Origin of the sequence: Dyella sp. (assembly GCF_036384435.1) — a bacterium.
Lineage (GTDB): Bacteria > Pseudomonadota > Gammaproteobacteria > Xanthomonadales > Rhodanobacteraceae > GSA-30.
The window spans coordinates 1-22430 of sequence record NZ_DASVMI010000163.1 but is presented as its reverse complement, the minus strand read 5'-3'; the positions used below and the strand labels follow the sequence as shown (position 1 = coordinate 22430).

Annotated in this window: 20 protein-coding genes; 12 read left to right on the top strand and 8 right to left on the bottom strand. The window is 62.1% G+C overall.

Translation table 11 applies throughout. The annotated features are described in order from the left end of the window. The first annotated feature begins 336 nt into the window (after positions 1-336). Positions 337-795 (top strand): DUF192 domain-containing protein, encoded by a 459-nt coding sequence (locus VF436_RS16880; protein ID WP_330905200.1) that lies wholly within the window; start codon positions 337-339, stop codon positions 793-795. 266 nt (positions 796-1061) lie between these two features. Here the strand turns inward: VF436_RS16880 and VF436_RS16875 are convergent, their stop codons facing one another. Further along, positions 1062-1256, bottom strand: a complete 195-nt coding sequence (locus VF436_RS16875) for a rubredoxin (protein WP_330905199.1) — start codon at positions 1254-1256, stop codon at positions 1062-1064. A 100-nt stretch (positions 1257-1356) separates the two neighbouring features. On the opposite strand from VF436_RS16875, the gene thiE reads away from it, so the two are divergent. From thiE to VF436_RS16860, 3 genes are read left to right on the top strand one after another with little or no spacing between them, the layout of a single operon-like run. Further along, on the top strand, positions 1357-1974 hold the full coding sequence (gene thiE, locus VF436_RS16870) for a thiamine phosphate synthase (protein WP_330905198.1): 618 nt from the start codon (positions 1357-1359) through the stop codon (positions 1972-1974). A gap of 22 nt (positions 1975-1996) precedes the next feature. Next, positions 1997-3283, top strand: a complete 1287-nt coding sequence (hemL, locus tag VF436_RS16865) for a glutamate-1-semialdehyde 2,1-aminomutase (RefSeq protein ID WP_330905197.1) — start codon at positions 1997-1999, stop codon at positions 3281-3283. Between the two features lie 19 nt (positions 3284-3302). Then, a complete protein-coding gene (locus VF436_RS16860) occupies positions 3303-4151 on the top strand; it encodes an ion transporter (RefSeq protein ID WP_330905196.1) in 849 nt (282 codons plus the stop codon). Positions 4152-4331: 180 nt separating this feature from the next. Here VF436_RS16860 and VF436_RS16855 read toward each other — a convergent pair whose 3' ends face one another. From VF436_RS16855 to VF436_RS16830, 6 genes are all read right to left on the bottom strand, one after another. Beyond that, positions 4332-5567 (bottom strand): acetylornithine/succinylornithine family transaminase, encoded by a 1236-nt coding sequence (locus tag VF436_RS16855; protein ID WP_330905195.1) that lies wholly within the window; start codon positions 5565-5567, stop codon positions 4332-4334. 211 nt (positions 5568-5778) lie between these two features. Continuing rightward, positions 5779-6198: a VOC family protein gene (locus VF436_RS16850; RefSeq protein ID WP_330905194.1), complete on the bottom strand. Its 420-nt coding sequence runs from the start codon at positions 6196-6198 to the stop codon at positions 5779-5781. 13 nt (positions 6199-6211) lie between these two features. Next, the gene (locus VF436_RS16845; protein WP_330905193.1) at positions 6212-7027 is read right to left on the bottom strand and encodes an NAD(P)-dependent oxidoreductase; all 816 of its coding nucleotides are present in this window, start codon (positions 7025-7027) and stop codon (positions 6212-6214) included. A gap of 63 nt (positions 7028-7090) precedes the next feature. Next, on the bottom strand, positions 7091-7693 hold the full coding sequence (locus VF436_RS16840; protein WP_330905192.1) for an LON peptidase substrate-binding domain-containing protein: 603 nt from the start codon (positions 7691-7693) through the stop codon (positions 7091-7093). A 55-nt stretch (positions 7694-7748) separates the two neighbouring features. After that, a complete protein-coding gene (gene mpl, locus VF436_RS16835; protein WP_330905191.1) occupies positions 7749-9104 on the bottom strand; it encodes a UDP-N-acetylmuramate:L-alanyl-gamma-D-glutamyl-meso-diaminopimelate ligase in 1356 nt (451 codons plus the stop codon). Between the two features lie 87 nt (positions 9105-9191). Beyond that, a complete protein-coding gene (locus tag VF436_RS16830) occupies positions 9192-9776 on the bottom strand; it encodes an adenylate kinase (protein ID WP_330905190.1) in 585 nt (194 codons plus the stop codon). A 201-nt stretch (positions 9777-9977) separates the two neighbouring features. On the opposite strand from VF436_RS16830, the gene VF436_RS16825 reads away from it, so the two are divergent. The 4 genes from VF436_RS16825 to VF436_RS16810 all read left to right on the top strand — a co-directional run bounded on the left by VF436_RS16825 (position 9978) and on the right by VF436_RS16810 (position 15713). Next, positions 9978-11252 carry a 6-phosphofructokinase gene (locus VF436_RS16825; protein WP_330905189.1) on the top strand — a complete coding sequence of 425 codons (1275 nt, stop codon included), beginning with the start codon at positions 9978-9980 and terminating at the stop codon, positions 11250-11252. Positions 11253-11821: 569 nt separating this feature from the next. Further along, on the top strand, positions 11822-12250 hold the full coding sequence (locus tag VF436_RS16820; RefSeq protein WP_330905188.1) for an RcnB family protein: 429 nt from the start codon (positions 11822-11824) through the stop codon (positions 12248-12250). Positions 12251-12617: 367 nt separating this feature from the next. Continuing rightward, positions 12618-13562, top strand: a complete 945-nt coding sequence (locus VF436_RS16815) for an SGNH hydrolase domain-containing protein (RefSeq protein WP_330905187.1) — start codon at positions 12618-12620, stop codon at positions 13560-13562. 102 nt (positions 13563-13664) lie between these two features. Then, positions 13665-15713, top strand: a complete 2049-nt coding sequence (locus VF436_RS16810) for a sodium-translocating pyrophosphatase (RefSeq protein WP_330905186.1) — start codon at positions 13665-13667, stop codon at positions 15711-15713. Positions 15714-15771: 58 nt separating this feature from the next. Here VF436_RS16810 and VF436_RS16805 read toward each other — a convergent pair whose 3' ends face one another. After that, positions 15772-17304 (bottom strand): MFS transporter, encoded by a 1533-nt coding sequence (locus tag VF436_RS16805; protein ID WP_330905185.1) that lies wholly within the window; start codon positions 17302-17304, stop codon positions 15772-15774. A gap of 172 nt (positions 17305-17476) precedes the next feature. Here VF436_RS16805 and VF436_RS16800 point away from each other — a divergent pair, with 172 nt between their 5' ends. The 4 genes from VF436_RS16800 (at position 17477) to ppa (ending at position 22391) form a co-directional block, all read left to right on the top strand. Then, positions 17477-18352 (top strand): LysR family transcriptional regulator, encoded by an 876-nt coding sequence (locus VF436_RS16800; RefSeq protein ID WP_330905184.1) that lies wholly within the window; start codon positions 17477-17479, stop codon positions 18350-18352. A gap of 256 nt (positions 18353-18608) precedes the next feature. Then, on the top strand, positions 18609-20705 hold the full coding sequence (locus tag VF436_RS16795) for a prolyl oligopeptidase family serine peptidase (RefSeq protein ID WP_330905201.1): 2097 nt from the start codon (positions 18609-18611) through the stop codon (positions 20703-20705). A 68-nt stretch (positions 20706-20773) separates the two neighbouring features. Further along, a complete protein-coding gene (locus VF436_RS16790; protein WP_330905183.1) occupies positions 20774-21610 on the top strand; it encodes a 2OG-Fe(II) oxygenase in 837 nt (278 codons plus the stop codon). Positions 21611-21854: 244 nt separating this feature from the next. Continuing rightward, complete coding sequence (gene ppa / locus VF436_RS16785) at positions 21855-22391, top strand: inorganic diphosphatase (RefSeq protein WP_330905182.1); 537 nt, start codon at positions 21855-21857, stop codon at positions 22389-22391. Positions 22392-22430 lie beyond the last annotated feature (39 nt).

Sequence of the window (22430 nt, the reverse complement as noted above, 5' to 3'; positions counted from 1 at the left end):
AACGCAAGACGCCCACACAAGTCACCTGCGCACACTGTCAAAGATCTCAACCACTTGCGGACTTTTCTTCGTACCGCGCCGGAACATTTCGTTCCGAGTGAGCCGCCCATTCTACATCGTTTTTCCTGTCCGTCAACACCTCCGTGAAACTTATTTTTCAGCGAGGAGTTGAAGCAGAACCCTTCGTCGGAGGGCGTCTCGTCGAAGGGGTGTGAATCATAGCCCGCCCTGGCAGGTCTGTGAAGGGGGTTCGCGTAAATTTTTTTCCGAATGATGACCAAAACGATGCGAGCGCTACACTCGCCGATGCCTCATACACATAGAGAGAGACACTTGATGAAACGCTTGCTGCTTTGCGCCTCTTTGCTAGGCCTGGCTTTCGCCTGCAACACCGCATTCGCTGCCAAGGCCGCCAAGCCTTCAGTACAGGTGCACGGCCATACGTTCTCGACGGAATTCGCGCTGGACGATGCCAGTCGTGAGCACGGACTGATGAACCGCACCGTGCTCGCCCCCGATCACAGCATGCTGTTCGTTTTCGGCGATTCGGAGCCCCGTTACTTCTGGATGAAGAACACGCTGATCCCGTTGGACATCCTGTATTTCGACAAGGACCGCAAGCTCATCCACATCACCGCCGACGCGGCCCCTTGCAAGGCCGATCCGTGCGCGGTCTACCCGAGCTACGGGTCGGCGCAGTATGTGCTGGAGCTGGCCGGTGGCGTCGCCGCCAAGAGCGGACTTCAGGTCGGCGACGAAATGACCATCATCGGTGACATCTCGGGCGTGCACTGAGGAACCGACTGCCGGTCGGCGAGGCCATGCGTACATGGCACGCCGACCCGGTAGGGTACGAGGGCTTCGGGAGGCAGCTTGTCGAGGGCATCCCACTCGTCTTCGAAGGGCATGAACTGCTGCATGGGTTTGGGCTCCTTTTCTGCACGCCCCAAGGCGGGGCGCGGAATCCATATAACCAGCGCGGTATGCCCCGGTGGTGGCAAATTGGGGCCTTTTGCGGGCGCCGACCCGACCAGGGGCAGGCCGCCCGGCGGTCAGGGCCGTCAGTCGATCTCGATCATCTCGAAATCGTCCTTGGTCGCGCCGCAATCGGGGCAGGTCCACGCTTCGGGCACGTCCGCCCAGCGCGTTCCCGGCGCGATACCCTCATCTGGCAGACCCTCGGCCTCGTCATAAATGAAGCCGCAAACGACGCACATCCATTTGCGCAAGATAGTGGTTTGGGAACTTTGACTCATCGGAAGGGCTTGAATGGCCAGGGGAAAGGGCCATTCTCGCAACTCCCCCGCGAATGCGAAAGCGCTTTCGACACACCTCCCCAGGAATTACACGACTGTGATGTCATCGAAAACATTCCCCGGCCGGGGCCTCTACGTCATCACGGACGGCCCCCGCCCCGATCTGCTCGTCGTGATACGCCAGGCCCTGGAGGGCGGCGCCAGCCTGGTGCAGTACCGCGACAAGACCCACGACGCCCGCCGCCGCCAGGACGAGGCCAGCGCGATCAAGGCGTTGTGCGCTGGTTTCGGCGTGCCCATGATCGTCAATGACGACGTCACCCTGGCCCAGTCGGTCGGTGCCGACGGCGTGCACCTGGGTGAGCACGACGGCGAACTTGCCTCGGCGCGCAAACTGCTTGGCGGCCGCGCGGTCATTGGCGTGTCCTGTTATGACGATATCGAGCGCGCCCGCTCCCTCGCCGCAGCCGGCGCCGACTACGTCGCCTTCGGCGCTTTTTTTCCATCACCGACCAAACCTCAGGCTCGCCAGGCCTCGGCGGAACTGCTGCGGCAGAGCGCCGCGCTGCGCGTGCCGCGAGTGGCGATCGGCGGAATCACGCCGGACAATGGCGCCAGTCTGATCGACGCAGGCGCTGACTACCTGGCGGTCATCTCCTCGGTGTTCAGGGCCGCCGACGTACGAGCGGCCGCTCGACGCTTCGCCGATCTCTTCTGACATGGCACGGATCTTCATCACGATGAGCAGCAACCACGAACTCTTTCAGCGCGCGCAGAAACTCATGCCTGGTGGCGTGAACTCCCCGGTGCGTGCCTTCAAGTCGGTCGGCGGCGAACCGTTTTTCACGGCACGCGCCGATGGGGCCCATCTTTGGGATGTCCAGGGCAAGCGCTATATCGACTATGTCGGGTCCTGGGGCCCGATGATTGTCGGCCATAACCACCCGTACGTGCGCGAGGCGGTGGAACGCGCCGTCCGCGACGGCCTATCTTTTGGCACGCCCTGCCCCGCCGAGGTGACGATGGCCGAAACCATCGTGCGGCTGATCCCCTCGGTAGACATGGTGCGCATGGTCAACTCCGGCACCGAGGCCACGATGTCGGCCATCCGCCTGGCGCGCGGTGCCACAGGGCGCTCGAAAATCGTCAAGTTCGAAGGTTGCTATCACGGACACGGCGACAGCTTCCTGGTGAAGGCCGGCTCCGGCGCGCTGACCTTCGGGGTGCCCACGTCTCCGGGCGTGCCAAGCCAGAACGCGGACCTGACACTGACACTGCCATACAACGACCTCGATGCCGCACGCACGCTCTTTGCCCTGGAAGGCCAGGATATCGCCGGCCTGATCATCGAGCCAGTGGCCGGCAACATGAATTGCATTCCGCCGGAGGAAGGCTATCTGCAAGGGTTGCGTGAGCTATGCACCGAGCATGGCGCCCTGCTGATCTTCGACGAGGTTATGACGGGTTTTCGTGTGGCACTGGGCGGCGCACAGGCGTTCTATGGCATCACGCCGGATTTGAGCACCTTCGGCAAGATCATCGGCGGCGGTATGCCGGTGGGCGCCTACGGTGGGCGCCGCGACCTGATGGAGCAGATCGCGCCTTCGGGCCCGATCTACCAGGCCGGCACGTTATCGGGCAATCCCGTCGCCATGGCTGCGGGACTGGCGATGCTGGATTTGATCCAGACGGCGGGTTTCTATGACGCGCTGGCTGCGCGCACGGCGCAACTGGCCAATGGCTTGCAGTCGATCGCCAACGAAGAGGGCATCGCGTTCAGTCACAACCATGTTGGCGGCATGTTCGGCCTGTTCTTCACCGCCGAGAAAGTCACTCGCTATGCGCAGGCCACGCAGGCCGATACGGCTCGTTTCAACCGTTTTTTCCATGGCATGCTCGAACACGGAATCTACCTGGCACCTTCGGCCTTCGAAGCTGGCTTCATGTCCAGCGCGCACAGCGACGAAGACATCGCGCAGACTTTGCAGGCCTCCCGTAACGTGATGCAATCATTGCGCAAGGAATAAATACCAGACAGGAGCTGTCATGAAATCCCCGCGCGCACGTACCCTGCTCAATCGCTTTGGCCCGGCGACGGGCGCGCCGTGGCGGCAACGCTGGTTTCATATTATCTTTCGGCACGACGACAAGCCTGGACGTACGTTCGATCTTGTGTTGATCCTGGCCATCCTGGCGAGCATCGTGGTCTCGGTGCTCGACTCGGTCGCGGACCTGCACGAAAGCATGAAGAACGTCTTCTACGTGCTTGAGTGGCTATTCACGTTCGCCTTCACGCTGGAATTCATCATCCGCATCGCAGTGGTGAACCGGCCGTGGCGCTATGTCTTCAGCTTCTTCGGCATCGTGGATATGCTGGCGGTACTGCCGACCTACCTGAGCCTGTTCATCGTGGGTAGCCAATACCTGGTCGTGGTGCGTGCACTGCGCATCCTGCGCATCTTCCGGATCCTCAAGCTCACCCAATACATCGGCGAAGCGGATTTATTGTGGTCTACACTGCTGCGCGCGCGGCGCAAGATCGCCGTCTTCGTCTGCACGATCCTGACGCTGGTATTGATCTTCGGTGCGCTGATGTACCTGGTCGAAGGCCCGAATAATGGCTTCACCAGCATCCCGCGCGCCATGTACTGGGCCATCGTGACGATGACCACGGTGGGCTTCGGGGACATCACTCCACACACTGCGCTCGGACAGGTCATTACCTCGGTGATCATGCTGGTGGGCTACAGCATCATTGCCGTACCCACCGGCATCTTCGCGGCGGAACTGGCCGCGGAAATGCACGCCAGGCACGGTGTGCGCTGCGCAGGCTGCGGCATCGCCGATCACGCCAGCGATGCGCAATTCTGCCGGGGATGCGGGGCGGCACTTTGATGGGCACAATGATTGTGGCCGCGACAAGCCATGGTTGACGTGCCACGGGTTGCTTCGGGCATTGGAGCTAATTCATTGGCGATGCAATCTGCATTTATCGCAGATTGGGGCTTGTGTACTTATGGAACGCCCAAATTCGCGACTGACGTCGCTCCCACCCAATAACGACACGTAGAGCGATCAGCGTGCCACGAATGCGCGCAGCGCGTCGCCCAGGCGCTTGATGCCTTCGGCCATGTCCTCGTCGCCGATGTTGAGCGGCGGCACGAAGCGCAGTACGTCCGGGCCGGCCTGCAAGACCAGTAAACCATGGGCGGCTGCGAAATCGAGAATTTCACCCGCCTTGCCCTTATAAGCATCGGCCAGTACCGCACCGATCATCAGTCCACGGCCACGCACCTGCGCAAACATGCCGAGCTCGGCATTGATCGCCGCCAGCTTGTCGCGCAGCACCTGCGCCTGGTTATGCACGTTGGCCTGCAACTCGGCCGAAGCCAGCTTGCGCAGCGCTACGCGTGCCACCGCGGCACCCATCGGATTACCGCCGAACGTGGTGCCATGCGAACCGAACTGCATCACCTGTGCCACCTTCGGACCGGCGAGCATCGCACCGATCGGGAAGCCACAACCCAACGCCTTGGCCAGGGTGACGATGTCGGGGGTGACGTCGTCCTGGGTGTGCGCAAACAAGGTTCCAGTACGCCCCATGCCGCACTGGATCTCATCGAGCACCAGCAAGGCACCGTGTTCGTCGCACAATTCCCGGGCGCGCTTGATGAAACCCGGTGTCGCTGGCAACACGCCGCCTTCGCCCTGGATCGGCTCCAGCATCACTGCAGCCACGCCACCTTCGGCGAAGGCCGCCTCAAGCGCGGGCGCGTCATTGAAATCCAGGTAACGAAATCCGCCTGGCAGCGGCTCGTAGCCTTCCTGGTATTTCGGTTGCGCCGTGGCCGTTACCGTCGCCAGGGTGCGGCCGTGGAACGAGCCTCGAAACGTGATGATGATGCGCTTGTCAGCCGCTCGACCTTGTGTGGCAGCCCACTTGCGTACGAGTTTGATAGCTGCCTCGTTCGCCTCGGCGCCCGAGTTGCACAGGAATACTCGCTCGGCGAAGCCCGAGGCCTGCACCAGTTCCTCGGCCAGGCGCAGCGGAGGCTCGGTGTAGAACACGTTGCTGGCGTGCCATAGCTTGCTGGCCTGGGCAAGCAGCGCTTCAAGCAGGTCCGGATCCTGATGGCCCAGCGCATTGACGGCGATACCGCCACCGAGATCCACGTAGTCACGTCCCTCGGTATCCCACACGCGCGAACCCTTGCCGTGGTCGAGCACCAGTTCTCGCGGTCGATACACCGGCAGCCAGTAGCGCTTGCCGAGATCGATCAATGACTGGGCCGTACCATCTTGCGAGTGCATGTGCGTCTCCGGGCAGCGCCCGATGGCGGTGCCGTGCGGTAGTTGGGAATGGGCGCCGCCGGGGGACGAGCGCAATACATCGTACGGCGCCGTGGTGGCGTTTGCACGCCCGGCGCGTGACCCACGGGGCGCAGGCCACCATCAACAGGCCTGGCGAAGACAAGCGCGAGCCATCGGGCTCGCGCCTCGCCGAACCGCCCTCGCCCGCGTCTTACCAGACGCCTGTGTTGGGCATCGACGCCCACGGTTCCTGCGGCGGCAAGTGGCCTTTCTGCAACAACTCCACCGAGATCAGGTCAGGGGAGCGCACGAAGGCCATGTGACCGTCGCGGGGCGGACGATTGATGGTGTACCCCATCGATTGCAGATGCGCGCAGGTGTCGTAGATGTTCTCCACCTCGAAGGCGATGTGTCCGAAGTTACGAGCCGAACCGTAGTCTTCTTCCGAGCCCCAGTTGTAGGTCAGCTCGATCTCTGCATCCGGATTGGCCGGCGCTCCCAGATAGATGAGCGTGAACTTGCCGGCTTCGCTTTCCATCCGTCGGTTCTCTTTCATGCCCAGGCCCTGGCAGAAGAAGCGCAGGCTGGCTTCGACATCGCGGACGCGGACCATGGTGTGCAGGTATTTCATGGCAACAACTCGTTCAGAGGAAAAGATCGGGCAGCAGCGGCTGCGAGGGGTCGACTGCATACTGCGAGAAATCGGTCACGCCAGCTTCGCCCAGGACGTCTTCGTCAATGAGGAACTGGCCGGCGAAGCCCTTGGCCGGCCGCGTCAGCACGGCATGCGCAGCGTCGGCCACGATCTCCGGCTTGCGGCACCGCTCGATCGCCACGCCAGCGATCATGTTCAACGCATCGGTAGCCACGATGGTGCGTGGCCACAGCGCATTGACCGCCACGCCCTGGGGGCCGAACTCGCCCGCCAGACCAAGCGTGACCAGGCTCATGCCCATCTTGGCCAAGGTGTATCCCGTATGTGGCGTCCACCACTTCGGATCGAGCGACGGCGGCGGCGCCAACGTGAGGATATGCGGATTGCCCGCGCGCAGCAGGTGCGGCAGACAAGCCTGGGCGCACAGGAAACTTCCGCGCGCATTGACCTGTTGCATCAGATCGAAACGCTTCATGGGCGTATCGAGCGCGCCCGCCAGCCAGATCGCGCTGGCATTATTGACCAGGATGTCGATGCCGCCGAACGCCTCTACCGTGGCGGCCACGGCAGCCCGCACCTCAGCCTCTTCGCGGATGTCGCACTTGATCGGCAAGGCCTTGCCGCCTGCGGCGACAACCTGTTCGGCGGCACTGTGGATGGTGCCGGGCAATTTCGGATTGGGCACGCTGCTCTTGGCGGCGATAGCCACGTTGGCACCATCGCGCGCGGCACGCAAGGCAATCGCCAGGCCGATCCCACGCGATGCGCCGGTGATGAACAAGGTCTTTCCAGCCAGTGAGCCCATGCCCGCCTCGGTCACAAAAGAAGAAACCCTAGTCTAGAACCCGGAGCCCCGAGCCGCGAGCGGCTAGTCTTTCTGGAAGCGCGGCAAGATATCGCGCAACTCGGCCAAGCGTTGCACCGGATCGTTCAATTCGAGCATGCGCTGCTGCTCTTCGATTTGCAGCGGCAGCAGTTCGGCCAGGCGAAAACCCACCCAGCTCGCATCATCGTAGAGATACTGCGGCACCTGCCGCAGATGCGGCGCCATGTTGGCCACCAGGCGTTCGAGAATGGTCGACAGCAGCGCAAACTCCGCCGGCATCGCAAGACGCGGCTCATCAGGCCATGGCTCCACCTCGCCACGCACCAGGCCATCGTCGCGTACCCGTGTGCGGCGCACGCGAAAACGCTGCTCGCCCTGCGCCACGATGCCGAGCAGGCCATCCTCGCGATTGTGGAAATCCACGATGCTTGCAAGCGTACCCACCGCAGCGGGCGTGGCCGGCTCGCCAGCCTCCTGTCCGCGCAGGATGAGGCAAACGCCGAACGGGCCGCCGGTACGAGCACATTCGCGCACCATGTCCAGGTAACGCCGCTCGAAGATGCGAAGCTGCAGTTGCCCTTCCGGATACAGCACGGTACCCAGCGGAAACAGCGGCAGTTCCAGATGGGACATGGATGCGGACATCAGCACACCGCCGTGATGAAGGAAACCGGGTTATGTGGATGGCCGGTCATGCACGCTATCCAGCCAGGGCCTGCACGAAACGCCGGGGCGCCGCCTCGAAGCCACCGTTGGACATGAATACCACTTGGTCACCCGGTCGCACCTGGGTGTGCAAGACATCAATCAGGGCATCGACACTGGGTACGGCCGTGCCACGGCCCTCCAGTGCATCGGTCACGCGCTTGGCATCCCAGGACAGCTCCGGGCGATGCAGAAACACCACGGCATCGGCGTCGGCCAGCGAAGGAGCCAGTGCCAGGGCATGCGCACCCAGGCGCATCGAGTTGGAACGTGGCTCGAGCGCCACCAGGATGCGCGCCCCACCCACTTTGGCGCGCAATCCGGCCAGGGTCGTGGCAATGGCGGTGGGATGATGAGCGAAGTCATCGTAGACCGTGATGTCGTTGACCTGGCCCACCACTTCCATGCGTCGCTTGACGCTGCTGAAATCGGCGAACGCGGGCAGCAACGCCTGCGGATCGGCGCCCGCCGCGGTCGTCGCGGCCAGTGCCGCCAGCGCATTCATGACGCTGTGGTTGCCCAGCAGCGGCCAATGGATCTCGCCCAGCAGGGCATCGCCGCGATAGACACGGAAAGCCGAGCCATCGGCCTTGATCAATTCGCCGCGCCAATGGCCTTCACCGATGCCGAAGGTTTCCACGGGCGTCCAGCAGCCCATGGCCAGCACCTGGGCAAGGTAAGCGTCGTGCGCATTGACAATCAGTCTGCCGTTACCCGGCACGGTGCGCACCAGGTGATGGAACTGGCGCTGGATGGCAGCGACATCCGGGAAGATATCCGCGTGGTCGTATTCAAGATTATTGAGAATGGCCACGCGCGGGCGGTAATGCACGAACTTCGAACGCTTGTCGAAAAAAGCCGAATCGTATTCGTCAGCTTCGATGACAAATGGCTTGCCCTGGCCCAGTCGCGCCGACACACCGAAGTTACCCGGCACGCCGCCGACCAGGAAACCGGGCGCCAGCCCGGCGCATTCGAGCAGGTGCGCCAGCAGGCTGGTCGTCGTGGTCTTGCCATGGGTACCAGCCACGGCCAGCACCTCGCGCCCGGCCAGCACGGTCTCACCCAGCCATTGCGGGCCGGACACATAGCGCAACTGCTCGTCGAGCATGTATTCCACGGCCGGATTGCCGCGTGTCATGGCGTTGCCGACCACGACCAGGTCTGGCGCGGGCTTGAGGTGTCCAGCGCTGTAACCCTGCATCAGGCCGATGCCAAGCGATTGCAGCTGTGTACTCATCGGCGGGTAGACGTTGGCATCGGAGCCCTCGACCTGTTCGCCAAGTTCGCGCGCCAGCGCGGCCACGCCGCCCATGAAGGTGCCGCAGATGCCCAGGATGTGCAGACGCATGCTCGACTCTTTAACCCGCTTATAGACACAAGAGGACGTATGGACGTCCAAAACGATCGGGCCGCCTTGCGGCGGCCCGGTGAGGCATCAGCCGTTGGCAGCTACCGATTCGTGATTGAGCGCCGACCTCACGCGAGCGGTGACGTCGTCGAGCGAACCGATACCGTCGATGACCTGAAGCTTGCCCCGACGGGCGAAGAAATCGGCCACTGGCGCGGTTTCCTGCGCATAGACCTGCAAGCGGTCACGCACCACGTCAGGATTGTCATCCTTGCGATGCTCGGCTTCGAAACGGATCTTGACGCGATCGATGATCGCCTCGTTGGGAACATCGAGCTGGACCACGGCATCGAGCGGCTGGCCGATTTTGGCCAGCAGATGATCGAGCGCATCGGCCTGCGCGAGATTGCGCGGGTAACCATCCAGGATGAAACCACCCTTGACGTCGTCCTGGGCAAGACGTTCTTCCAGCATCGCCAACAGGATGTCATCGGAGACCAGCTTGCCGGCATCCATCACAGCCTTGGCCTTGAGGCCTGTCGGCGTACCCGCCGCCACCGCCGCGCGAAGCATGTCGCCGGTCGAGATGTGCGGCACGCCGAGTTCAACCTTCAGCCGGGCAGCCTGGGTACCTTTGCCCGAGCCGGGCGGACCGAGTAGGACGAGTCGCATGTGTGCTCCACGAGATCCATGGATGCGCGTTTGACACGCGCAGGTGGATTTAGAAATGAAAACCAGCAGTCACGTTAGCTTCTGGCATCGGTAACGTCAAACAAATCTTGGTCGTGCTTTCCGATAAGCCTTTGTTGTAAAAGAGATGGTTGGATAGAAACCTTTTTGTGCCCCCCGTCACGCAAGCAGGAGCCCAACCCCGTGAAGAAGACATCCGCCCGTTCTGCTACCGGTCGCTTGTTGTATGCCCAATCCGGCGGTGTCACCGCGGTGATCAATGCCAGCGCCGCCGGTGTGATTGAAACTGCACGGGCACATGGCGTGAAAGTGTATGCCGCGCACAACGGTATTCTCGGCGCGCTGCGCGAGGAACTCATTGATACCTCGAAAGAATCCAAATCCACGATTGCCGCGCTGCGCCACACGCCAGGCGGGGCCTTCGGTTCATGCCGCTACAAACTCAAATCGCTGGAGACGCATCGCGCTGAATACGAGCGTCTTATCGATGTGCTGCGCGCCCACGACATTCGCTGGTTCCTTTACAACGGCGGCAATGATTCGGCCGATACGGCGCTGAAGATTTCCCAATTGGGCAAGGCGATGGGCTACGACATCCGTTGCATCGGGGTACCCAAGACGGTAGACAACGACCTGGCCATCACCGACTGCTGCCCGGGCTTTGGCTCGGTGGCCAAGTACACCGCCGTCTCCACGCTCGAAGCCAGCCTGGACGTGGCCTCGATGGCCGATACCTCGACCAAGGTATTCATCCTTGAGGTGATGGGACGCCATGCGGGCTGGATTGCCGCCGCCGCGGGACTGGCCGGCGAAGGTGAGGACGCGCCGCCGCATGTGATCCTGTTCCCAGAAAACGTCTTCGATGAGACCGCGTTCCTGGCCAAAGTAAAAGCCACCGTCGAGCGCGTGGGCTGGTGCACGGTGGTCGCTTCCGAAGGCATCCGCAACGCGGCCGGGCAATTCCTGGCCGAAGCGGGCACCCGCGACGCGTTCGGCCACAGCCAGTTAGGTGGTGTGGCGCCGGTGCTGGCCGCGCTTGTCAAGGAAAAACTCGGGCTCAAGTATCACTGGGCCCTGCCCGACTATCTGCAACGCTCGGCCCGCCACCTGGCTTCCCGTACCGATGCCGAGCAAGCCTATGCCGTGGGCAAGGCCGCGGTGGAATACGCGCTGGCCGGCCAGAACGCCGTGATGCCGGTGATCGTGCGCAGCAGCGACACGCCCTACCGCTGGAAGATCGAACCCGCACCGCTGTCTAAAATCGCCAACCACGAAAAGAAAATGCCCAAGGGCTTCATGACACGCGACGGTTTCGGCATCACCCCTGCCGCGCGCCGCTATCTCGCCCCGCTGATCCAGGGCGAACTGCCACCTCCCTTTGGCAAGGACGGCTTGCCGCGTTACGCAACGCTGCGCAACCAGAAGGTGGAGAAGAAGTTGGCTGCGTTCGCGCACTGATGCGGGGTTAGGGGTTAGGGGTTCGGCGTTGGGGTTAGGTCTTGGAGATGGGTAGTGGGGACGCCAAGACCGGCCACCGGCGCACGCTCCAGCGTAACGACAGGATGGCGCATGGTTGGCGCAGAGACTTGCTTGAGGCACGCGCTGGGCCGATTCGTGGAATCTCCAAAAGCCCCTTATCGACATCATCAGTCCGGCGCATGCGACGAGGGGATCTAAGGCTGGAATCGACCACCTCGAACTCCATCAAAGCCGAGTCGCTTACGTCGCGGTCTACGCCGGGACGACAGAGAGGACAGGTTTTTTAGTCAGGATGCGCAGGCCCGTCTCTTGTGGTCGTGATTGGCGCCCCCACCGCCACCCATCCCCCATCTTCGCCACTAGCGCCCTCTCAACGCACTTATCCCCAAGCGCAAACTCCCTGCCTGACCGCCAGCTGTCGCCACGATGAGCGCGAGTCAAACATGACCGAGATGGGTACAGGAAATTGACCGATCCATTCAGGCGCATATTTTTACGATGAGCTTGAAGCTGTCGCCAAACTTTCTGGCGACATCCAGGAGGAGCCCATGAAAATCATCCAGAGCCTGCTCGTTGCTACCGCCCTTCTCGCCGGCCCCGGTGCCGCGATCGCGACGCCCGATGACCATCATGGCGACCGGCACGGCTGGGATCATCGCGGGAGTGACCACCATGGTTATGAGCACCGCGGCTACGAGCGCCGTGACTATCGCCCTGCGTATCACCACGACTATGGCCACTATCGTCCCGGGCCGCCACCGCACGCCTACTACGGTCATCCGCGCTATTACGGCCCGGGTTATCACGGGCACTGGGCACGTGGTTACCGCTACGGCGGTCCGCGCTACTACGTGGACAACTGGGATTACTACCATCTGCGTCGCCCGCCCTACGGCTACCGCTGGGTACGCGCCGACAATGACTTCCTGCTTGTCGCACTGGCCACCGGCGTGATCCTTGACATCGCCACGCGATAGCCAATGCTACGTTCTAGCGGCGTTTAATCTAAGCAGCGTCGTGCCAAAAATGAATGTTGCGTTCGCATGAGGCGCACGCAACATTCATCGTATGGAGTAAGCCATCTGATTCAAGTTGGGCGTTCTTCCCGGAGGGTTACACCGGCATGGATATGTTCTTCGTGATATCGGGCTATGTCATCAGCTCCCCTATCCGCGCATGCGGCGCACGGCTGTGTCGACTAACTGAAAGGCTTCTATGGCAGACGCATCCTGTGAATGCTGCTTGGGCTGCTGACCATACTTTGCGCCAGTTTTCTCGTGTCCGCGACGCTGCTCCACAGTTGTGGCTCAGCAACCTGTTCAATCGCACAGGACTTGCCGCCTTTTGGAGACTGAGCAACTTCGTGCTGGCCTGGAACACCGATACTTACTCTGGCGGGGTGCGCGCTGGGTTTGGGACAACCCCGATAACCTTTCAATCAGCAAAACGAGCGACAGCTATATATGGCATGCGTATGCGCATTACCCTCGGGAACCCATCGATACCCTTGACGATCCTCATGTGAATGGACGGCGGATCTTTGTCATCGGCGACTCACATAGTGCCGCCTATCGCACCATGTTGAAGCAGGCATCGATGCAACTCGATATCCAGTCCGTGGAGTACGAACATGGCGGATGCGCAGTCGTAAACCTGATGGACGCCGATCCATCCCGTTGCGCTCACGTCACCGAAGCGGCCCTCAAGCAAGTTGAAGAGCGAGCAAAGCCCGGCGATATCGTGTTCCTCGCCTCGTTGCGAATGCCAGAACTTGCCGGTCGCGACGCAACGCGCGGACGAGATTTTGTGTTCAATGAGGCTCTTTCTGAGCTGCTGACCCCAGAGAAGAGCGAGCTGGCCCGGCAAGCTGCGGAGGCTATTCTGGCGCGGCTTGAGGCCCTCAACGTTCAGGTGCTAATCGATGCGCCCAAGCCGGTGTTCATGTCGCCCCCCAGTCGCTGTTCGGACTGGTTCAATGAAATGAATCCCATCTGCGCACTCGGTATGACCATGGAGCGACAGCAGCTGGAGCAGTTGCGTGCCCCGCAGATGAAACTCCTCAAAAAATTGCAGCTGAGCCATCCGTTCCTGCACGTCTGGGACCCGTTGCCGATTCTGTGCCCCGGCACGGTTTGCTCGGCCTACGATAACGGCAAACCGCTCTACTTCGACTCCGATCACCGCAGCGGGCATGGCAACCGAGTTTTGTCGCCCTCTTTCATCACCACGATACGGGCGATCTGGAGCGGCCAGCCGCCCGGGGGATCAGCGCAATCACCTGCGCCATGAGAGATACGCTGCGGCGCACAACGTCATAGCTGGCCCCTGCTGTCTATACTCAAGGTTAACCACCTCGTCCGGGGTGGTTAACAACACGAGTGGGAGGCTCCGATGCTGCAGCATTATGGCGTGTGGATCGTGCTGGCGTGTGCGGTAGTAGCGATTTTGTATGGCGCATTGTCCGTGCGCTGGGTACTGGCCAAGTCGCCCGGCAACGAGCGCATGCAGGAAATCGCAGCGGCGATCCAATTGGGTGCCCGCGCTTATCTCAATCGCCAGTACGCCACGATCGGCGGTGTCGGCGTGGTGTTGTTCCTCGTCATCGGCTTTGCCCTGGACTGGGGCACCGCGATCGGCTTCGCCGTCGGGGCCATCCTCTCTGGCGCAGCCGGCTATATCGGCATGAACGTTTCGGTACGTGCCAATGTGCGCACGGCCGAAGCGGCACGTAGCGGGCTGGCAGCGGCGCTCGATGTTGCCTTTCGCGGCGGAGCCATCACCGGCATGCTGGTCGTTGGCTTGGGGTTGCTGGGCGTAGCAGGCTACTACGCGATATTGAGCCATCTTGGCTATGAGTCCATGCGTGCCTTGCATGCGCTGGTCGGCCTGGCCTTCGGTTCCTCGCTGATCTCGATCTTCGCCCGCCTGGGTGGCGGCATCTTCACCAAGGGGGCGGACGTGGGCGCGGATCTGGTCGGCAAGGTCGAAGCCGGCATCCCCGAGGACGATCCGCGCAACCCGGCGGTGATCGCCGATAACGTGGGCGACAACGTCGGCGACTGCGCCGGCATGGCTGCCGATCTATTCGAGACCTATGCGGTAACCCTCATCGCGACCATGCTGCTGGGCGGTGTGCTGGCCGAGCAGACCGGCGAATGGGGCGTGCTCTATCCACTACTACTGGGTGGCGCTTCGATCGTTGCCTCGGTGATCGGCACCTTCTTTGTCAAGGCACGCGGCCCGAAAATCATGAATGCGTTGTATGCCGGTGTGGCGGTCTCGGCTGTCCTGGCTGCCATCGCATTCTGGCCGATTACCTCACAACTGATGGGGCAGTCTTCATACGGTGTCAGCCATCTATACGGTTGCGGCATCATCGGACTGGCGCTGACCGGCGCGATGGTGGTGATCACCGAGTATTACACCGCAACCGAATACGGGCCGGTACGCCATGTCGCGCAGTCATCGACCACCGGTCACGCTACCAACATCATTGCCGGCATCGGTGTATCTATGAAATCCACGGCACTGCCGGTGCTGGCCGTGTGCGCGGCCATCTGGGGCGCGTACGCTTTGGCCGGCCTCTACGGCATCGCCATCGCCGCCACTGCGATGCTCAGCATGACCGGCATGGTGGTGGCCCTGGATGCCTACGGCCCGATCACCGACAATGCTGGCGGCATTGCCGAGATGGCCGAACTGCCGCCGGACGTACGTGGCGTAACCGATCCGCTCGATGCAGTGGGCAATACCACCAAGGCCGTGACCAAGGGCTACGCGATCGGCTCGGCGGGCCTGGCCGCGCTGGTTCTGTTTGCCGATTACACGCATAACCTTACCCAGCACCTGGGCGTGGCCGATTTCAGATTCGATTTGTCCAACCATTACGTCATCATTGGCTTGCTGATCGGCGGCCTGATCCCTTATCTGTTCGGTGCGATGGCGATGGAAGCGGTGGGTCGTGCTGCCGGTTCCGTGGTGGAAGAAGTACGGCGCCAGTTCCGTGAAATCAGCGGCATCATGGAAGGCACGACCAAGCCGGATTACTCGCGCGCCGTGGACATGCTCACACGCTCGGCGATCAAGGAAATGCTGGTGCCCTCGCTGTTGCCGGTGCTCGTACCTGTGGTCGTCGTATTCGGCTTCAAATGGCTGGGCGGCGCAGAAGCCGGCGCGCAGGCATTGGGCGGTGTGCTGATCGGCACCATCGTCACCGGCCTTTTCGTGGCCATTTCAATGACGACTGGCGGCGGCGCCTGGGATAACGCCAAGAAATATATCGAAGACGGACATCATGGTGGCAAGGGCTCGGACGCGCACAAGGCCGCCGTCACGGGCGACACCGTGGGTGATCCTTATAAGGATACCGCCGGTCCTGCGGTCAACCCGTTGATCAAGATCATCAACATCGTAGCCTTGCTATTGATTCCACTCCTGTGAACAGCGCGCTTCACAGACGAAAAAGCCCTGGCATGCCAGGGCTTTTTCTTGCATCGGTTCAATGAGGGGCAGACAGGCTCGCTTCACACGACACGCTCTTCCTGCGCTGACCAAACACGACCAGGCCAAGCAGGGATAATCCCCAGGCGGCGCACGTCGCATATCCCATCACCGCGCCAAAGCCGTGCAGCAACGCCTGCCGGGAAGAGGTGTCACCGACGCAGGCGATGGCACCGGCGGACATATTGCCCGCGGCCATGAGCTGCGCCAGTTGATCTGGCGAGCCGCAGCCATGCGGCGCGGAAATCGTTACCAGGCTTGATGCCGTGCCATGGACAAGGATCAGGCCCATCAACGCGATGTTCACCGAAAGCGACAGGATGCGCGTGGTGGTATCCATGCCCGATGCCATGCCCACACGCTCGACTGGGATCGCCGCCGTGGCGGTATTGCTGACCGGCGTATTGGTCAGGCCCAGGCCACAGCCGGCAACGATGCAGCCAGGCAGGAAAGCCTTCCAGCTGTCGTCCGCAAACTGGGTAGCCAGCCACATCAGTACAAAGCCGAGCCCCATGGTGAACAAGCCCAGGGGAATAACGCGTCCCGCACCATGGCGGGCAAGCAGACGTTCGGCCACCGGGGGTGCAACCAGCGGCGGCATCGTATATGCCAGCAACATCACGCCTCCCGCCACGGTGCCCAGCCCGAGCACGGTCTTGAAGTAGATCGGCAGGTAGATCACGAACGGCCAGAAGCTGAAATTCATGCCGGCCGATCCAATCAGCGCACCAGAAAAACTGCGGATGCGAAACACACTGAAATCGAACATGGGGCGACGCGCATGGCGCTCGATCACGACGAAGCCAAGGGCACAAGTCAAAGACACGATCGCCAGCGAAAGCTCGAAGGGGTGGCCCCTATCGATGGTCTGTCCCTGGATCACGAGATACACCAGGCAAAAGACCGCCAGCGACAGCGCAACCATGCCGGGAAGATCGACGCGGCTTGCCTCAGGATCGGACGACTCGACCAGGCCCACGCGCCCCAGCACCAAGGCAACCAGCGCCAACACGGCATGCACGAGGAAGACCCAGCCCCAACCGGCCGCGACGGTGATGCCGGCACCGACCAAAGGCCCCAGACCCAGGCCCGCACCAAAAATCACGCCCCACCAGGCGAACGCAGCGCTGCGCTGAGCTCCCTCGCGGAACTGATGCGAAAGCACCGCAATCTGGCAGGTCAGCATGGCCGCGCCGCTGGCACCCTGCACCGCACGCGCGGCGATCAGCTGTGCCGCATCGGCGGCCAGGCCACACCCTAGCGAAGCAAGGCCAAACACCACGATACCAAGCATGAAGATGCGTTTACGACCGAAGCGATCGGCCAGGGCGCCCCACGCCATAAGGCTGCTGGACATCGCCAGGGTGTACGCGTTCATGATCCACTGCAACTGCCGGAAATCAGCCGGCAGTGCGTGCTCCAGGCTCGGCAGGATCGCGGGCACGCTCGATATTTCCAATCCGAGCATGGCCGAGGAGAGACAGATGGTGGCCAACGCCGCCCGCTGCCTGGAAGTCCAGATTGTCGCCATATGTTCGCCGTCCGTTCGTGAAACCCGTGGACGCCTCATGTGGCCATGCGGCCGTGCTGTCCACCCCTTTTGCCGGCAGCCGCCGGCGCCACGCAGGATGGCCGCGAGTGGACTATCCATCAATACGATGGCAACGTATATCAATCACAACAAATCAGGATGGATCGCCACCGTGACCCTGCTCGATGTGGAAAGCGTGCGTGTCTTCCTGGCCGTCGCCGAGTTTCAGAGCTTCACGCGGGCGGCCGAAACACTGGGCACAACGCAGGGCGCGATCAGCGTCAAGCTCAAGCGTCTGGAAGACCGTCTGGGAAAACGATTGATCGAGCGCACACCCAGACAGGTGCGCCTGTCCGCGCCAGGAGAAATCTTCCTTGAGCCCGCGCGCGAATTCCTCGCCGCCCATGAGCGTGCCGTGGCAAGCCTGTCCATCCCGCGCTGCCGCTTTCGCCTGGGCATTGCCAACCACGTCATGGGACCGGAGATACCCGCCCTGCTCGCGCGCCTGCGCTCGCTCGATCCCTGCCTGCTAGTGGAAATCGTGCTGGACGAATCGCGCAGCCTGCTCGATGGATTCGAAACGGGCACGCTCGATGCCATCATCATCCGTAGCGATGAGGATCGCCGGGGCGGAGAGATTCTCGGGCCCGAGTCGTTTGCCTGGTATGCCTCCCGGCAGTTCGAACACGTGCCGGGCGAGCCCTTGAAAGTCGCCGCCACACGGCCGGGATGCACCATATGGGATGCCGCCGAGCGCCTGCTCAACCAGCAGTCACTGAGCTGGCAAGAGGTCTTCACGGGCGGCACGGCCGCTGTCGCTGCCGCGCTATCGGCCGCTCTCGCGGTTGCGCCATTCGCCCGTCGCCTGGCACCGCCCGACCTGATCGAAGTCGGCACGATGTTGGGCCTGCCGCCGTTACCCACCCTGTCGCTGGTGCTTCATTCCTCCCTGTCCGACCTCAAGACCCGGGAAACACTGCGCGCGATCACTACCGCTTTCCGGGAGCACCGACGATCAGCCTCCGCATTTGCCTGTCCGGCAAGTTGAGTTGGGGTGAGGAACCCCTGACCCGCGCGGCGCCACGCCCGGCCTCCACCTTCCCTCTCACCCTCACTCCTCACCCTCACTCCTGACTCCTCGCTCCTACCCCCCGAACCATGCCTTTCTACCTATGACCCCGTCGCCCGACCCTGCTTCAATCTGAGGGTTGGCGAGCCAGTCGGCGCGCCCACGTTCCGCTCCGAGGAGAATTGCCGTGAGCAAGCGCGCCATCGCGTTTCTGATTTCCGTCACTATTGCAGGCATGAGCCAAGCCACTCCCCCACCTTCCGATCCACAAGCCACCGCGCAGCATACGCCGCCGGTGCTGGCCACCGCCGTACAGAAAGATCCCAACCTCTGGCTTGAGGACATCGACGGTGCCAAACAGCTCGACTGGGTCAGGCAGCAGAACGCCACGACCGTCGATAAGTACGCGCAGAGTGATGAATTCAAGCAACTCGACGCGCGACTGCTCGAAGTGCTCGATTCCAACGACCGTATTCCGATGGTCGGCAAGATCGGCGACAGCTTCTACAATCTGTGGCGCGATAAGGAACATCCCAAAGGCCTATGGCGCCGCACGAGCCTGGCCGAGTACCGCAAGGCCAAGCCCGCCTGGGAAACCGTGATCGACCTCGATGCGTTATCCAAGGCCGAGCACGAAGGCTGGGTATGGCACGGCGCGCAATGCCTGAAGCCCGAATACAAGCGCTGCCTTATTTCACTCTCGCGCGGCGGCGCCGATGCCGATGTGATCCGTGAGTTCGATCTCACTACCAAGCAGTTCGTCAAGGATGGCTTCACTCTGCCCGAAGCCAAGACGCACGTCGCGTGGATCGACAACGACCACATCTACGTCGGCACGGATTTCGGCCCGGGCTCGATGACCAAGTCCAGTTACCCGCGCATCGTCAAGGAGTGGAAGCGTGGCACGCCTCTGTCCAGCGCCACCACCGTGTACGAAGGCACCGCGGACGACATGTCTGTGAGCGCCTATCGTGACAACACACCCGGATTCCAGCGTGATTTCGTGGTGCGCCAGATTGCCTTCTACAACAGCGAAACGTTCGTGCGAGGCAAGGACGGCAAACTGGCCAAGGTCGACGTGCCCAACGATGCCGAAACGTCCGTCGAGCGCGAGTGGATGCTGATCGAGCCGCGTAGCGACTGGACGGTTGGCGGCAAGACCTATAAATCCGGTTCGCTGCTGGCCACGCATTTCGACGACTACATGGCTGGCAAGCGCGACCTCACCGTGCTGTTCGAGCCCAACGATACGACCGCGCTGGACAGCTTCTCCTGGACGCGTAACCACCTGATCCTCACGTTGATGGACAACGTGGTCAATCGCATCGAAGTGCTTACGCCAGGTCCTGGTCAGTGGAAAAAACAGTCGCTGGGTGGCGCACCGAAACTCTCGACGATCTCAGCGGGAGGCATCGACGATGACCACAGCGATGAGTATTTCCTCACCGTCACCGGCTTCCTGCAGCCGACTACGCTCTACTACGGCAGCATCGGCCACGGTGAAGCCGAAGCGATCAAGCACAGCCCGAGTTTCTTTGATGCCTCAAAGTATGAGGTCAGCCAACACTTCGCCACGTCCAAGGACGGCACCCGTGTGCCTTACTTCGAGATCGCGCCGAAGAATCTCCAGGACAACAGCAAGAATCCGACCCTGCTCTATGGTTACGGCGGCTTCGAGATCTCGTTGCAGCCCGCCTATAGCGGCAGCATCGGCCGCGCTTGGCTGGAGAAGGGCGGCGTGTACGTGCTGGCCAATATCCGTGGCGGCGGCGAGTATGGCCCGCGCTGGCACAAGGCCGCACTGAAGGCCAATCGCTTGCGTGCCTATGAAGATTTCGCCGCCGTGGCGCAGGACCTGATTGATCGCAAGATCACCTCGCCACAGCACCTGGGCACCATGGGTGGCAGCAACGGTGGCCTGCTGATGGGCAATATGCTCACGCTGTACCCGCAGTTGTTCGGCGCGGTAGTCAGCCAGGTCGCTCTTCTGGACATGCAACGCTATACGCACCTGTCAGCGGGCGCCTCATGGATTGCCGAATACGGCGACCCGGACAAACCCGAGGAATGGGCCTGGATCAAGACCTTTTCGCCTTACAGCAATGCCAGGCCCGGCCAGAAGTACCCACCGGTTCTGTTCACCACCTCCACCCGGGACGACCGTGTCGGCCCTGTGCACGCCCGCAAGATGTACGCCAAGCTGACCTCCATGGGCTATGACGCCAGCTTCTACGAGAACATCGAAGGTGGCCATGGCGCTGCTGCGGACAACAAGCAATCGGCCTTCATGAACGCACTGGGCTACACCTATCTCTGGGACCACGTAAAGTAGGCTTTCCCTGGGCACACCCGGCCGTGCGCCCCCTGCGGGGAGCGCACGGCCTTTTTTTAGCTAAACGAATGAAAAGCTTCCACAAAGTCCGTCCCGAACTGCGTGAATGGATTCTCGCCACCGCCCGCGCCGGGCATGGCGTGCCGGAGGTGCTGCGCCTGCTCAAGGAGGCCGGCTATGATGCCGCCCAGAGCCGTCGCGCCGTCTCGGAGGTGCTCGACCTCCCGTTGAGTTCGCTAAATGCGGTCACGCCGCGTCCGAGCGGCCGGCGTCCAGCCCATCCCCAAGCGCCGGCAGTGGCCCTGGACGACCGCGCCATACGCGTGAGTATCAGCGTGGACTCACCCACGCTTCGCGTACTGGAGGGCTTGCTGACCCCCAGCGAGTGCGACGACCTGATCGAGGCCGCACGTCCGCGCCTGAATCGAGCGATGACGGTGGACAAGGACGGACGCCAGCAAGTGGATGCCGCACGCACCAGCCAGGGCATGTTCTTCGCCCTCGGCGAAACGCCGATGATCGCCGCCTTGGAAGAACGCCTGGCCAGACTGCTGGACATGCCAGTGGAGTTCGGCGAGGGCTTGCAGGTGCTCCATTACCTGCCCGGCCAGGAATACGAACCACACCACGACTGGTTCGACCCTTCCCAGCCGGGCTATTCGGCCATCACTGCCCGTGGCGGCCAACGCGTGGCTAGCGTGGTGATGTATCTGAACACCCCCGAGGAAGGCGGTGGCACCGGCTTTCCCGCCATCGGCCTGACCGTCACCGCCATGCGCGGATCGGCGGTCTATTTTGCCTATGAAACCGGCGAACAGGCATCCCTGCACGCGGGACTGCCGGTGGTCCGGGGAGAAAAATGGATCGCCACGAAATGGCTGCGCGAGAGAAGCTTCAAGGGGTAAAGCCAGCGCTTCAGGTGCCAGTGATGCCGGTGCCCTCGGCACCTGTAGAGTGGCTCGCTGCTCGTTCGCCGCTAAGGGTTAAAAGAGAGTGGCCTGACAGGCATGTCGGCGCCTGCTCCTTGCAGGCCGCGCAACGACCGGCTTCGCGCTTTACGACGAGCGGCTTTACCATGCCAACGCATGCTGCGGCGCAGCGGTGTTTGGCGTATCCTTGAGCATTTCCCCTTCCCTCAAGGAATCGCCCATGGGTCTGCACCTCGTCTCCGCCGGCCGTGACGTGCCGAATGAAATCAACGTCATCATCGAGATCCCCAAGGACTCCGAGCCGGTCAAGTACGAGGTGGAAAAGGAAAGCGGCGCCATTTTCGTTGACCGCATTCTGTCCACGCCCATGCGCTACCCATGCAACTACGGCTACGTGCCGGGTACGCTGGGTGGCGACGGCGATCCGCTGGATGCCCTGGTGATCCTGCCGCTGTCGCTGGTGCCCGGTTCGGTGATCCGCTGCCATCCGGTGGGCATGCTGAAGATGACCGACGAAGCAGGTGCGGACGAAAAGCTCGTCGTGGTTCCGGTGGAAAAGATCTTCGCCGGCTACGCGCACATCAAGGACATCAAGGAAGTCTCCGGCCACTGGCTGGAGCGCATCGGCCACTTCTTCGAGCACTACAAGGACCTGGAAAAGGGCAAGTGGGTCAAGGTGGAAGGCTGGGTCGGTGCCGACGAAGCCAAGGTGGAAATCACCAAAGGCATGGATCGGTACAAGGCTGATCAGAAATAGAGTTCCAACAAAAAGCCGGCACTAGCCGGCTTTTTGTTG

Bases quoted from the DNA above. Each gene is read 5' to 3' on its own strand.
- VF436_RS16820 (WP_330905188.1), top strand. From the start codon at position 11,822: ATGAAAATCATCCAGAGCCTGCTCGTTGCTACCGCCCTTCTCGCCGGC.
- ppa (WP_330905182.1), top strand. From the start codon at position 21,855: ATGGGTCTGCACCTCGTCTCCGCCGGCCGTGACGTGCCGAATGAAATC.
- VF436_RS16855 (WP_330905195.1), bottom strand. From the start codon at position 5,567: ATGCACTCGCAAGATGGTACGGCCCAGTCATTGATCGATCTCGGCAAG.
- VF436_RS16875 (WP_330905199.1), bottom strand. From the start codon at position 1,256: ATGAGTCAAAGTTCCCAAACCACTATCTTGCGCAAATGGATGTGCGTC.
- VF436_RS16845 (WP_330905193.1), bottom strand. From the start codon at position 7,027: ATGGGCTCACTGGCTGGAAAGACCTTGTTCATCACCGGCGCATCGCGT.
- VF436_RS16810 (WP_330905186.1), top strand. From the start codon at position 13,665: ATGCTGCAGCATTATGGCGTGTGGATCGTGCTGGCGTGTGCGGTAGTA.
- thiE (WP_330905198.1), top strand. From the start codon at position 1,357: ATGTCATCGAAAACATTCCCCGGCCGGGGCCTCTACGTCATCACGGAC.
- VF436_RS16880 (WP_330905200.1), top strand. From the start codon at position 337: ATGAAACGCTTGCTGCTTTGCGCCTCTTTGCTAGGCCTGGCTTTCGCC.
- VF436_RS16830 (WP_330905190.1), bottom strand. From the start codon at position 9,776: ATGCGACTCGTCCTACTCGGTCCGCCCGGCTCGGGCAAAGGTACCCAG.
- hemL (WP_330905197.1), top strand. From the start codon at position 1,997: ATGAGCAGCAACCACGAACTCTTTCAGCGCGCGCAGAAACTCATGCCT.
- VF436_RS16790 (WP_330905183.1), top strand. From the start codon at position 20,774: ATGAAAAGCTTCCACAAAGTCCGTCCCGAACTGCGTGAATGGATTCTC.
- mpl (WP_330905191.1), bottom strand. From the start codon at position 9,104: ATGCGTCTGCACATCCTGGGCATCTGCGGCACCTTCATGGGCGGCGTG.
- VF436_RS16840 (WP_330905192.1), bottom strand. From the start codon at position 7,693: ATGTCCGCATCCATGTCCCATCTGGAACTGCCGCTGTTTCCGCTGGGT.
- VF436_RS16850 (WP_330905194.1), bottom strand. From the start codon at position 6,198: ATGAAATACCTGCACACCATGGTCCGCGTCCGCGATGTCGAAGCCAGC.
- VF436_RS16860 (WP_330905196.1), top strand. From the start codon at position 3,303: ATGAAATCCCCGCGCGCACGTACCCTGCTCAATCGCTTTGGCCCGGCG.
- VF436_RS16795 (WP_330905201.1), top strand. From the start codon at position 18,609: ATGAGCCAAGCCACTCCCCCACCTTCCGATCCACAAGCCACCGCGCAG.
- VF436_RS16805 (WP_330905185.1), bottom strand. From the start codon at position 17,304: ATGGCGACAATCTGGACTTCCAGGCAGCGGGCGGCGTTGGCCACCATC.